The following is a 13,151-nucleotide window of genomic DNA, read 5'->3' on the forward strand; positions in this document are numbered from 1 at the left end:
TTATCCAAAAACACCCCTGATTTCCATTATGTATAGGAAATTAAGGGCATTTTTCAGTATATAAAACTTCAACATTAATAATAAGTCTTCTTTTAAAGTATAGATGGTTAAACAGATGAAAAACTTCGATTGTTATATTTTCCCTTATTTCTTAAATAAAGGTGCTATTTTATCAATTTGATTTGTCCAAATTCCACCTGTATAATCGTCAGGAAGGCGTTTTATATCTTCAGATGAATCAAATCCACTTGAAAATCCAAACCCATTTCCTCCTACAACGATAACTCGAGTATCTGCTTTATCCATTCGATTAAGAAAACGATTTGGCCATCCCCAAAGCCAAGGTGCTACTTTGTCTGGTATATGTAACTCTCCATGCTTCAGGCTTGAAGGTATGTAGCCAGTCCACCCTAATACCATATAAGTAATAAGATCTTTTTTCATGGTCGCTTTTGACATTGTTCGTAAACTAGGGATGCGCTCTTTTATCGCAGCAATTGGTTTATCGCCACCATATACAGTTAGTTGATCAAGGCGCTTCGCTGGTAATTTCTTGAGGTGAGTAGCCAATTGAATTCCTTCATTTTCATCATCACTTTTAATATGAATAAGAAAAGAACGGTCTGGAAAATGGGTAAGTACTTCATCAAGTGTTGGCATAAGATTAATCCCTTTGCCACGAAACGGGAATGTTTTACCCCCATCAGCTGTATAACCGTAACCAATATCAAGTGCTTGTAATTCTTTTGTTGTAAAATCTCTTGTAACACCTTTACCATTAGTACGGCAATCAAGAGTCCAGTCATGAAAAATAACAAAATTATTATCTTTAGTTGGTTGAACATCAAACTCTACTAAATCAGCTCCAGCTTTAAATGCCGCTTCCATAGATGGAATTGTATTTTCTAAATAAGAATGTTCAGGTTTATTTATACGTTCTGCTGTACATGTATCACTCTCAATCTCTTCCATGCTAAATGTTTGCGAAAGTCCTCGGTGAGCAAGAAGAAGAGGAATTCCATCGTCCCTCTTAGCAAAAAAAGAACTGTTATTTACATAAACAAATACGAATAGGATAAGAATTATCCAAGTCGTTTTACGTTTCAATAACCTTTTTAGTTTGTTCATTGTATGCTCCTCTTAAATTTTGGTTGAAATGCCTTAAACAATTTTCAGCATTTAAATACTGGTAAATATTAAAGCCTATCTTATTTTTTCGCAATGGATATAATTGTTAATTAAAGGCTGGTACTATGATATAAAACGGGAACAATATAAATCAATTCAATAACCACTCACCCTTCAATAAGAGTAGTTTTGAAAGATTTCTATGAGAATTTAATATAAATGGGTATTTGTAATATCCTATTATTTAAGAATCAATTTACTATATGTATATAATTATCTGACAGCATCTTAATCACCTTATTGAAGGATTAGAGGCCGTCTAAATAAAACTGGATAATAAATTAACATCATACCTACAAATGAGCAAACCAAATAAAAAATAGCCTCGTATTTTATTACTAGAGAAATATTATTATCAATCTTTTTTTCATCTCTTTTATATAACATTTTGAATAATACTCTATATAATAAATACCCAATAATTGCTCCCAGGGTGTTCATAGATAAATCATCAATATCTGTAATTCTATTATCTAGCAATTGACCTAACTCAATAGCCAATGAAAAACCGAATCCAGCATAGGCAGTACTTTTCATTCTTCTAAACTGCGGCCAAATAGTCGGCAATAAAAAACCTAATGGCATAAACAGTAAAATGTTTAAGACATAAGTAGTCATACCTTTAGAAGCAAATGGAATCAAGTTAATTTGATTTGCACGAATTAATGTTTCGTATCTACCTATGTCCCATATAGTCCCTATCTGCGTCACCTTATACACTAGTGAAAGGTAGAATAGAAAAACATACACCCATAGAAAATGCTGAATAGATATATTTTTTTTCGTTTTAAAATAAGATCCAATTTGAAACATTATACAAAAAATAATAGTAAAGAAATACGTATATAAATAATTAATCAAAACTCCTGAATGCATTTAAAATCTCCTAACTTTACATTGTAATCTATAACTTTGTCATTTTAGAATATAATTCAAGAACGGGTCGTCACAATCACCCCATCTATATTATTTCCATATATTTCACAAAATTCATTTACTGGTATTTCAACGTCAATTGTCTTGTTTTGAAAAAAGGGATAATATGAAATTGTATATTTTCCCCATCAATACTTGCTGAAATGCTCTCTTCTTCTTTTAAATAATCTAGGTATTCTTCCAAGGCTAAATTCATTTCTTGCATAATCGCACTGTGAGGCAAACCGACATAGCGAATATGCCAAGGTTCATATTGAATTCCTGTAACATCCGTTTTATCCGAGGGATAGCGTAAGATAAATCTGTATTTCCAAGCATTTTTTTCTATCCACTTTCCTTCAGGTGCTCGGTCCATTTTCGTTAAGCCTGATCCTACATCAAGTGATAAACCTGAATTATGTTCACTATAGCCTGCTGGTAAGGCATAATCAGCCCCCATCTCATGGTAAAGTCCACTTTGCTCATCAAAGTCACGATAACCATTATTAATAAAAAATTGATTAACACCTTCCTTTACAGTATTATTAATCATCTCTGAAAATTTTTTTGCTATTTCTTTTGATAAATAAATATTCGTATTAAGCAATCCGCATCCGTTTATCAATTCATTATGTTTAGATAAATTTACGATATCTGATTTCACACTCCCTTGGCGAATAGGATATTTACTGTTAATTAAGAGCAGATTCCCTTGATAGATCTGTTCTTTTACAATCTCTTTCTTTTGAATAATTGAGGTAGTACCTGTGTTATCTATGTTATCTTTGTGATTTTGATCGTATTTTTAAATCTCTACTTTATTCTGAAAAAACAGTGCTTTATTCATGAAAGCAAAACCTAAGAAAAAAAATAACAATAAAAAACACCACTTCTTCATTTTCAGCTTCCTCCTTAAGTAAATGACTTGATGATAATGTCAGGCTGATTCAAACGATGAAGATTTCGGATATGAAACTCTTAACGATTACTTTCTGCAAAGCGATGCTATATCTATATGTGGATACTCTGTTCAGTGGTGTGCAGGAACATCCAAAACAGTAGACTGCTCATTTGGCGCAATTCGCTAAAAGGAAAAGAAATATTTGTGTCACTCTTTTTCTAAACATTTGAGCTATTTTAATTCACGCATAAGTTATCATATCTTTCTTTGACGAAATAAAAAAAGCTCGTTCTTTTAGTTTAAGTCTACCGCATAAGAACGAGCCATTTTTTAATATTAAATTGTTAATTTCCTAAGAAAAAGTAGAGATAACCTTAAGAATTTCTTAAGAAACAATGATTATTTTCTAAGAATCCCCTTTATCAACCGAGTCTTGGAAGACTGGAAGTTCTACCGTGAAAGTCGTAGAGTTATCATTACTTTCCGCGTAAATCTGCCCGCCATGCTGAACAATGATTTCTTTTGCAATCGCCAATCCAAGTCCCGCGCCGCCCGTATCAGAAGAACGGGCATCATCCAATCTGTAAAACTTTTCAAATATGGTAGCGAGTTTATCTTTCGGGATGTTTCCGGCGTTCTCGAAAACGATGGATACCACATCTTCGGATAGGCTCGCAGTAATGTCAATAACGCTTTCGTCCTTGCTGTATGCAGCGGCGTTTTTCAAAATATTGTTAAAGACCCTCGCTAGCTTATCAGGGTCACCAAATACGGTCAAATCTTCAGAAGCATGGAGTACCACCTGTTTGCCCTTCGCGGCAAGCTGGGGATAAAATTCATCAGTCATTTGCACCAGCATATAGTATAGGTCTATGTGCTTTTTCGTGAGCGTAATCGTTTGAAGGTTATATCGCGTAATCTCAAAAAACTCGTCGATTAGCTGTTCCAGACGATACGCTTTGTCTAACGTGATATGCACATATTTTGCCTTTTGCTCTCTCGGCATGTCTGGTGCCTCGTCAAGCAGGATTAGATAACCGATAACTGATGTAAGAGGCGTTTTAATATCGTGTGCCAAGTACATAACAACTTCATTTTTTCTTTGTTCAGCCAGCTTTGCATCATGCTCTCGCTTTTCAAGAGTCCGCTTTAATGTATTAAGCTTCTGTTCCATGAACTCCATTTCCTCAGAAAGCTCAATTTGTTTATCTTCGTTCTGAATAAGTATATCAATACCGGTATTTATCTCTTCAAAGTATTTTACAAATTTTAAAAGCATAACTCGGCATAGAATAAGAATACTAATAGCAACCGCCACATAAATAAAAATTTCTATATTGTTCCGTATAGTATACTGATATATTATCATTGCGTCCCAACGCTCTAAATGATAACTGTTTTCCAAAAAACGTACGATCCACTCCCCAAGTGTTCCTTGGATAAATAGACGCAAAAACAGCACAAATACAACTGCTGCCATGACAATCGTAAGGATATATTGGTAGAGTTTTCGTTTTAATTTTGAATAATCGATTTTTTTACTCTTATTTTTATTTTTCAATTTTATAGCCAATCCCCCATACCGTTTTTATATACTTCGGATTATCAGCCATGTCGTTCATCTTTTCTCGCAGATGTCGGATATGCACGGTGATAGTGTTATTACTCTTGCTGAAATATTCGTCACCCCATATCTCATGAAACAACTGCTCAGAGCTAACCACATTTCCCTTGTTTTCACAGAGGATACGCAGGATTGAAAACTCGGTGGGAGTGAGAGATAACGGCTTCTCGTTCAAAGAACACTCATGCGTGCTTATATTAATGACAAGACCAGCGTGGACGATAACATTCTCGTTCTGTGCCGTTACTCCATTGTATTTTTTATATCGGCGTAACTGTGCCTTAACTCGCGCAATTAACTCTAGTGGGCGAAAGGGCTTTGTAATATAATCGTCCGCGCCAATTGTTAGCCCTGTAATTTTATCTACTTCCGTATCTTTCGCCGTCAACATGATAATAGGATAAGTGTGCTTGTCCCTTATTTTTTGACAGATAGTGAGACCACTTGCGTCGGGAAGCATGATATCCAATATAGCAAGGTCAAGCGCATTCTTGTCTATACATTCCAACGCTTCTTTGGCGGTATAGTATTTGAAAACCGTATAATTCTCGTTTTTCAAGTATAGCTCAACCAAATCGGCAATTTCGCGTTCATCTTCCACAATAAGTACTTTATCACTCATGATTACCAATCCCCCTTTATGGATGTGCTTTTCTCAATCGGAATCTTTTCTGAATAACGAGCCTATCATACCTATTACACCAAGTAAAGTCCTATTGTTGTATACAGACACAGTCGGTAACACAGAATAGATTTTCGGATTTACCCATTTATTAGGATTTAATTTTACGCCAAGAATAAGAGATCCATCGGACTCAAAATTATTTACAATAGATAAAGCAAATGGGTAAAAAAATTACTTTCAGTAAAATAAAAAAGAACCTGCAAACATGCAGATTCTCCTGATAATGATTTATATAAGTAAGACCCGAAAATATAATACAATAATTCGAAAATGAGTTCAAGTAAATCAAAAGAACCCGCTGGAGTTCGGGTCCTTTCAGAAGTGATGATGTTTTCTCGGCTTCGGAAAGTGAGAAAATACTAAAATATAATACAACGTAAAATTTTCAAATGAAAATTTTGATGCTTCAATGGTGCCATATTTCTTAATTGCAGCGTTTTTTGGTAATGTTTAATTACAATAAACGTATAAGATTTTGGAAATGACAGAAGTGTCTCTAATAAGAAAAAACACAGCAATCGCTGTGGTTTTTCTTTTAACGACTAAGACTATGTTGTAATTGTTCATAGCATCATATATTGAATTTCAAAAAAGTGTTAAAATGTAAAAGTTTGAATAATTCTTCAATTCGGAGGGATTGTGTAGAATATAAACGGGTTGAACAAAAAGCCTAGTAGAAACTAGGCTTTTTGTATAAAAAAATACCATTTTCATATTAATACATTTTTAATTACACTCTATTGTATACAAACTTTAATAAGATGTTCCAATGTATATATTATTAATTTATATTCAAATTTTAAATTTATTGCAAATCGCGTACTTTCTACAAAATTATTATCAAAAATATACATTTAAATCATTGTAAACAAGAAGTTTAGAAGAGCTATAGCGATGTGACGGTACCTCATCGCTATTCAGCTAATAAAAAGAAATACCCTCAAAATGAAAAAAATACGTTATTCTTTCTGTAGAATCATAGTGGTCTGACCCCATTTGGTGAGACAAAGAAAAAACACCTAGATAACATGTTTCCTATAATCTATAGGTATCACTTTAGGAGTTATTTTGCACCTATTTTAAGCGTTATTTTGCACTATAAGTAAATATAAAAAGCCCAATTTCTCATTAAAATTGAGAAATTGGGCTTTTTTCGTTGCTCCATTAAAGCGCCCTATAATTGAGTAACTAAATTATTCGATAAGAAGGTCAACCATAATCATATATTTACTTTTTTCAGTCGGGAAATTGAAAGTTTCATTCTTTTCTTAAATCTAATTGTGTGTTTTCATTACCCTGCCAAAATGGAATAGTTAAGTCTTCAACTACAAAATCTAAAAGCTCTTCATCAACATTAACACTTACTTTTTTTGTTCTCTTGCTAATTCAGAAAATCCCCTTGTACTTCCAGCTGGAGCAATGGAAAAAGGACTGAACCAACGTCCATTATTTAAATTTTTATCCCACCAGGTACTTGCCACCTCTCCGTTTTTTCCTATCTAAAATACATCGAGGTGATCAGTAAATCGGGACACAGTTGCTATTTGAGACTCTGTCATCCGGCCATACATCATGTTAACAGTAGCCACGTCACCATCACTAAGCCCATTTCTCTGCCCAATGGTAACCCCAGGTGTTAAAGGCTCGATTGTTGGTAAGTTGTTTTTTGAAAAGAAATGTGTACCATAATGCATTATTGAACCATAGTCATATGGGCCATAGTCATCGGATACTGGTATTTCTTGATTAAAGTTACCCTCCTTTCCAGTCTCTATGTTAGCCCAGTTAATTCTAACGAAGTTATTTCGGTCCTCTCGACTTTGTTCGTGGAACAAGCCCACTGTATGGCCAATTTCATGAATAACATTTCCTGTACTGCAATCGTTGCCAAGGTTTATGAATTGTTCCCCTCCTTGCATCCCTATGCGAGATGAACAACTGTCGCTTGGTCTGAAGGTAACATAGTTGGTTTCCGTGGTTCGTCGCACAAATCTTATGAAAGTTCGATTTTCCCAATGAGAAATAGCATCAGTTACACGTTGCTGATTGGGAAGACTTGAATCAATATTAAAAGGTATAACTCCGTTTGGCCAGCGGAATTGGTCACCTGTGATGCCGACCCCCTTGGTTTTAGACCGGGTTTCCATTTCTGCGACAGTTCCAAGAACAATATCACCTTCAAAGATGGCAAGACCGTCAACGACCGAGTATTTTACTTCTCTGGGGGATGGTAAATGGATAAACCCTGTCCGTATTTCTTCACTATTTAGATTGGTTTCACATAAATCATTACTCTTTGCTTTCACCTTTAGTACCTCCGTATTGTATTTGGTATATAGATCAATCACAATCATAACTTCCCCGAAAGAGACGACTTTATTATGACAATCTTGATAAAATAGTAAGTGAGAGTAAAAGAATTGATAAAAGCACATATCTATAAAAACAATCAGCTTAAAACTGAACGGCTATGAAAAATTACAACTTAAGCGTTATGATTTATAAAATTCACTTTTAGCTGAATATCTTCAATAATAATGGATAAGATATCCGTATGGGATTTTCAAATAATTGGAGGTCGAATAAAGTGCCTAAAGGATTCTCGTTACATATTGGATTAAATTCAGTTGATCCACAACATTATTCAGGATGGAGTGGAGACTTAGTTGCCTGTGAATCAGATGCTGAAGATATGGGATTAATTGCAAAATCATTACGTTATGATAATACCTCTACGCTCTTAACAACCAATGCTACAATAGATAATTTTGTTAATGAAGTTAAAAAAGCAGCATCATCTTTAGAAAGTGGAGATATTTTTTTCCTTTCTTATTCTGGACACGGTGGGCGTGTTCCTGATCAACAAAATGATGAAGCCGACGGTTTTGACGAAACTTGGTGTTTATATGATGGTCAATTCCTAGACGATGAAATTCACGCACTTTGGCATCTTTTTAAGGAAGATGTAAGAATTGTTGTCTTATCAGATTCTTGTCATAGTGGATCAATAACTAAAGCTCAACATTACGCTTTATATAATTTCTCCAATATTGATCCAGTAAAACATGTAGCCTATCGATATATGCCGCTTGGTATTAGAACTAAAACCTTTGAAAAAAATAGAAGTATTTATCATGAAAGAAAGGCTCAAGTTAATGAAAGAAATGACAATGAATTAAAGTGCTCGGTTAAATTAATATCTGGTTGCCAAGACAATCAGCTTTCAGCAGATGGAGCTTTTAATGGATTATTCACTGCAACTTTATTATCAGTATGGAGAAGTGGGGCATTTGAAGGGAACTACCAAAAATTCCACAGAAAAATTTTAGAAGCCATGCCGCCAGATCAATCTCCAAACCTTCTTGATATTGGAAAGAGTAATCCAACTTTTGATAATCAAAAACCTTTTGTCATTTAATCAATTTTAAATATTATTATTTTTAATTACTAGAGTATCTGAATAAGGCTCTCAAAAAATGAGGCAAGAATAAGGTCACCCGTATAGTTCTATTATTTCAATGGAATATACGGGTAGATTAAGTGGAAAATTATCATACGATGAGATAATCTCTATTAAGGTAGACACTCATAATGTATTTGGTATCTTGATATAAGCGCAATCTTTCACAATCAGTAAGCATTTGCTTGAGATTTTTCCTCCATTGAGTCGTTTACTACGAGGAGAATACTTCATTCCTTTCTTTTTTTCTCTTACAGCTTGATCTTGTAATCGTTTTTGTTGCTGTTGTTTTGTTAATCGATGAACAATTACACGAGCTGGCACTTTATCAATCATTCCTACATAAGCATCAGCTATTTCACATGTTTGTCCTGGTTGAAGGGAGTTCATTAACGTCTCCATATCTATCTGTATATACTCTGTACCTTTCTAAATTCTTCCGTCTTGAAAATAATCAGGGTTAGGATTTTTTTGATAAATGCGTGTATTCGATTTGATACGTGAAATATAATAATCCTTTTTCTCTTGTATATGTTGAAGATCTTTCAAATGAAAATAACCTAAATCTCGGATACATAAATCATTCGCCGTCACAGTTGGAGCGCACAGAGAGCCATAAGTGCGATCATGTTGTTTACCTGGACCTGTATGAATATGTAGGAACTGTCCACTTAACAAATCATACTCAAGTTGAATTTTTATCCCAGCTGTATGGCTGCATCCTCCTGCACCTGGATAAACCGATGAAAATACATCCGGGAGTTGAAATGCAGTTGAATCTAAAATACGAATACGCTTGAAAACAGAAGTGTATGGAGAAGAAATTGGCATAGATGCGGCCAATTTTTTTCTTAATAGTTCGGCTAGTAGGTGTTGTAAAAGTAGGACAGCCGCCTTATTAAACCGTTGATTCAGTCCCTCTGGACTGATGAGTACTTCTGTTGATGCTTCTAAACAGCTAGATAACTGAGTTAAAGAAGTCATAGCTATATTTTGGCTCACCCATACACATAAAGCTACTAAATCTTTTGCTTGGTACTTACTGGTTCGTTGCACAAAGCCAACATTTCTGGCAAGATTTCGTAAGGTATTAGGGGATAAAAGGTTTTGAATTTCTTGAGCAAATAGTTGTAATTCATCAGATACAGAAATAGACATACAAAAACACCATCCTTTCCTATGATTCTATAGAAAGAATAACGTATTTTTTCATTTTGAAGATATTTCTTTTTATTAGTTTGATAGCGATGGGGTTCGTCCCCACAAGGCAAGCCGCATTCTAACCAAAACGCAATCTTTAGATCAAAAAATAAGAATAAAACCAATGAATAAATATTTAATTTATATTTTTTTAATCTCATTTTCGTAATCTTCAAGTTCCTTATCTGTCATTACATATGGAGAGGGGTCCTCTTTTATAAACCGTACCGCATTTAGTCCGATCATCTGAGCAGCGGCGGACGGCTGACCATCTGGAATAATAGGCGAAATGGACAAATCGGCAACCTTAAGATTTTTGGTACCAAACACATTGAGGAATCCATCGACAACCCCTCCTTGAATCGTCTGTCCCATCCGACACTGACCGCCTAAAGAGAAGTTCGTGTAAGAGGCTTTGACATAATTCTCAAGCTGCTGTTGTTTGTTGGGATCATTGTCAGGTAGCTGGAATATACTTTCGGGAGGATATACAACTTTCCCGATTCCGTTATTTGGGTATTTCAGTGGATCTCTAGCCTCTACAATAATATTATAAATTCTCTTATATTGATCGACCATATACGTTAGATCATTGGGATCTTCCAACGGATTGAAGTTAAGAGATGGATAAGCCTCTGGATCGCTATGTTCCACTAGCACTGTACCCCTGCTTTTTGTATTCACGTCTACAATACCAAAACTCATGATACTTGGAGTAGTTTGGAAAGTTAAATCTAAACTCCAACCATTGCTGATCACATCCGGAGCAGGGATAAAAAATGGGATAGGAGCCCCTATCAGTTGGAGACGACGACTTTCTAGTAGATTCATTGGATTCTCTGCTTGGAAAGCACTAAGATAAGTGGAAAGTTGGGATCAGCAAAAAATATCGGAAGAATTTGAGAGGTATCTATTTCAACTCCTAATCCAACATAACCATGAGTTTGAAGATTGTGACCCACATTTGGACTCTCTATAAATGTTGGTATACCTGCTTTAGCCAAATCATCCGATTTACCGATTCCTGAACGTTGTAGAATGACTGAGGAAAAAAATCCTGCAGAGACGATAATGCCTTTTCTTGCAAACCTTCTATGTGAAACACCATCCTTGACAAATTCAACACCAACCGCAATGTTCAGTCCATTTTTTTTCTTAAATAAAATTTTGTTAACGGTTGTTTTAGCTAAAATAACTAACTTTCTTCCATCAACTCCAAATTCATCTGGATGGAACTGGTTTCCTTGACTGACAATATGGTCATTTAAATAACCTGTTGCCGTTGAGGATCGGACAAATTGACCGGGGCTAATTTCTTTTTGAATAATTTGCGATTTATAAAATGTACAATCCCTTATGCCGGTATTATAGTCCACAGCAATCGGCGTTCCCAATACAGTGTTTGTTGCTTGAACTAACGTATTGATTAATCCATTAGGGGGAATACTCTGTTGCCTAATAAAGATTGGCCCTTGTGATCCTCGTTCATCAGGGTCTTGTGTCGATCCTGTATAGGTTTCATTTTTTACAAATAAGGAGCTAATCTTGTCGTAACTCCATTGATTACCAACAAGACTTGCCCACTGGTTATACAACTCTTTACTCCCACGTACGGCGTACATGTCACTAATTTCTGAACTTCCCCCTATGGCGCGACCATTTGTTGCAATAAGTGTACGTGCAATAGTCGATTCTAATTCAGAAGTAACATTAAAGCTAAACCTGTTACCTCGAGTTGTATTAATGGCCGCAATAACGCTAGGGTTACTTAGCTCATTCGTCATATTTGTTCCTGCTTCTAGCACTAGTACAGAAGTACTTTTGTCATCCGTTAATTCTTTGGCGATTACCCCTCCGGCAGTTCCGGCACCAATCACGATATAATCAAATTTAGTAGGGTCTATTGGTTTTATAGGCTCTGGAACTGCACAAGGAAATGCACAAGGAAATAATGAATAAGGAAATTCGCAAGGATTAAAACAATTTCTTTTTTTTGATGGCATAAATAATCAAGCTCCTTTTTTTGCATTTAGTATATTAAATGTAAGAAAGAATCTGTCTCCTGTACCAGTGTCTTTATTAATTAAAAAATGTATGTTCTATACATGTAAAGTTAACATAACGCATCATTATCAATAGACAATAACGGATAGATTTTTCGTTTTTGGGGTACTATAAAATATTAGCTTGATAGCGATGGGGTAGCACCAACAAAACGCGAATTTCGTACGTTAAGTAAAATTGGATAAAGTAAGAGCCGATTTCCTATATGATAAGGGGAATCGGCTCTTACTTGACTATTAGTCTTTTAAAATTAAATTGGTACTATCGGGCATTCAAAATGATAAAATACCATTCTGAAATTAATTTTACGGCCCTATACACACTTTATTTTAGTTTCTCTTTTATTTTTTCTGGTACATCTTCACTTTTAACTTCTTCATAACCGTTAATTAATGAAATTTTATCAGGTGTTTTTTATTAGCATCTTTATCTTCATCTGCCGTAATTTTTAAATAGGTTCCTTCTTTAATTGGCTTATCATCATTTGTAACAAATTGGATTGTTTTCTCTTCTCCATTTTCTTTAAATCCTTTTAAGGTGTATTTGAATGCGTCTCTTTCTTTTGTTCCTTGACCTTCAATTTTCACATAATAAGTTTCTGTGAAGAACTTTCCACCATATTAGAAGGATAAGGCAGATCATCACCTGTTACCCGTAAATCAACAGTACGCGGATACTGCTCCATGTTTTTTAATAAATCAAGCCCATATTTTCTGTCTCCTATATAAGCGTCAGCATTTTCAAGAGGATTTTTTCTTGCAATCCCAGCCACAGCTCAATATTTCCACCATTTCCCATTTCATCAGAAACAAAATAATCATTAAAACTAAGAACAGTCCCTGTATGACCAAACTCGCTGTGGAGAAATCCAGTAAACTGTTCTGGTAGGGTGAACCTACTGCCTAAGCCAAACGTATGGAACATAGCATTTCTACCAACAAGTCCGTTTCCATTACCAAGCCCTCCTGGTGGTCCCGACATAAGTAGAATTCTTGCGCTTTGAACAGCTCCGGCACATAACACCACATTATGAGCTTGTTGGAACATATCTTTTGGATTGTTGGGATCAGAAACATCAAGATAACGAACCCCTGTTGCTCTACGGAGACGTTGA

8 protein-coding genes and 5 pseudogenes are annotated in these 13,151 nt (G+C 35.1%); 2 read left to right on the top strand and 11 right to left on the bottom strand.

What is annotated here, in order from left to right:
• Positions 1 to 144: 144 nt before the first annotated feature.
• From MR143_RS26780 to vanR-A, 5 genes and pseudogenes are all read right to left on the bottom strand, one after another.
• On the bottom strand, positions 145 to 1,128 hold the full coding sequence (locus MR143_RS26780) for a glycerophosphodiester phosphodiesterase family protein (protein ID WP_046945652.1): 984 nt from the start codon (positions 1,126 to 1,128) through the stop codon (positions 145 to 147).
• Positions 1,129 to 1,425: 297 nt separating this feature from the next.
• Positions 1,426 to 2,064: a VanZ family protein gene (locus MR143_RS26785; protein ID WP_242281103.1), complete on the bottom strand. Its 639-nt coding sequence runs from the start codon at positions 2,062 to 2,064 to the stop codon at positions 1,426 to 1,428.
• Between the two features lie 56 nt (positions 2,065 to 2,120).
• A pseudogene (gene vanY, locus MR143_RS26790) lies at positions 2,121 to 3,001 on the bottom strand (VanY-A/VanY-F/VanY-M family D-Ala-D-Ala carboxypeptidase).
• A 409-nt stretch (positions 3,002 to 3,410) separates the two neighbouring features.
• On the bottom strand, positions 3,411 to 4,577 hold the full coding sequence (gene vanS, locus MR143_RS26795; protein WP_033703270.1) for a vancomycin resistance histidine kinase VanS: 1,167 nt from the start codon (positions 4,575 to 4,577) through the stop codon (positions 3,411 to 3,413).
• The gene (gene vanR-A, locus MR143_RS26800) at positions 4,555 to 5,250 is read right to left on the bottom strand and encodes a vancomycin resistance response regulator transcription factor VanR-A (RefSeq protein WP_001281105.1); all 696 of its coding nucleotides are present in this window, start codon (positions 5,248 to 5,250) and stop codon (positions 4,555 to 4,557) included. The genes vanS and vanR-A overlap by 23 nt, the downstream gene beginning before the upstream one ends.
• 100 nt (positions 5,251 to 5,350) lie before the next feature.
• Between vanR-A and MR143_RS33570 the strand changes: the two are divergent.
• A pseudogene (locus MR143_RS33570) lies at positions 5,351 to 5,455 on the top strand (Tn3 family transposase); the annotation flags it as partial.
• Positions 5,456 to 6,812: 1,357 nt separating this feature from the next.
• Here the strand turns inward: MR143_RS33570 and MR143_RS26805 are convergent.
• On the bottom strand, positions 6,813 to 7,619 hold the full coding sequence (locus tag MR143_RS26805) for a M12 family metallopeptidase (RefSeq protein ID WP_000645007.1): 807 nt from the start codon (positions 7,617 to 7,619) through the stop codon (positions 6,813 to 6,815).
• 281 nt (positions 7,620 to 7,900) lie between these two features.
• Here MR143_RS26805 and MR143_RS26810 point away from each other — a divergent pair, with 281 nt between their 5' ends.
• Positions 7,901 to 8,731 (top strand): caspase family protein, encoded by an 831-nt coding sequence (locus MR143_RS26810; protein WP_001123886.1) that lies wholly within the window; start codon positions 7,901 to 7,903, stop codon positions 8,729 to 8,731.
• 240 nt (positions 8,732 to 8,971) lie between these two features.
• On the opposite strand, the pseudogene MR143_RS26815 reads toward MR143_RS26810, so the two are convergent.
• From MR143_RS26815 to MR143_RS26840, 5 genes and pseudogenes are all read right to left on the bottom strand, one after another.
• A pseudogene (locus MR143_RS26815) lies at positions 8,972 to 9,931 on the bottom strand (IS4 family transposase); the annotation flags it as partial.
• 183 nt (positions 9,932 to 10,114) lie between these two features.
• A pseudogene (locus tag MR143_RS33745) lies at positions 10,115 to 11,976 on the bottom strand (GMC family oxidoreductase).
• Between the two features lie 450 nt (positions 11,977 to 12,426).
• Positions 12,427 to 12,624, bottom strand: a complete 198-nt coding sequence (locus tag MR143_RS26830; RefSeq protein WP_000687528.1) for a DUF1093 domain-containing protein — start codon at positions 12,622 to 12,624, stop codon at positions 12,427 to 12,429.
• Complete coding sequence (locus MR143_RS26835; RefSeq protein ID WP_002164300.1) at positions 12,621 to 12,809, bottom strand: hypothetical protein; 189 nt, start codon at positions 12,807 to 12,809, stop codon at positions 12,621 to 12,623. The genes MR143_RS26830 and MR143_RS26835 overlap by 4 nt, the downstream gene beginning before the upstream one ends.
• A pseudogene (locus tag MR143_RS26840) lies at positions 12,758 to 13,144 on the bottom strand (GMC family oxidoreductase N-terminal domain-containing protein); the annotation flags it as partial. The pseudogene MR143_RS26840 and the gene MR143_RS26835, both read right to left, overlap by 52 nt.
• Positions 13,145 to 13,151: the final 7 nt, after the last annotated feature.

It is taken from the genome of Bacillus cereus group sp. BfR-BA-01347, assembly GCF_022663835.1.
GTDB classification, from domain to species: domain Bacteria; phylum Bacillota; class Bacilli; order Bacillales; family Bacillaceae_G; genus Bacillus_A; species Bacillus_A thuringiensis_K.

Bases quoted from the DNA above. Each gene is read 5' to 3' on its own strand.
- MR143_RS26785 (WP_242281103.1), bottom strand. From the start codon at position 2,064: ATGCATTCAGGAGTTTTGATTAATTATTTATATACGTATTTCTTTACT.
- MR143_RS26780 (WP_046945652.1), bottom strand. From the start codon at position 1,128: ATGAACAAACTAAAAAGGTTATTGAAACGTAAAACGACTTGGATAATT.
- vanR-A (WP_001281105.1), bottom strand. From the start codon at position 5,250: ATGAGTGATAAAGTACTTATTGTGGAAGATGAACGCGAAATTGCCGAT.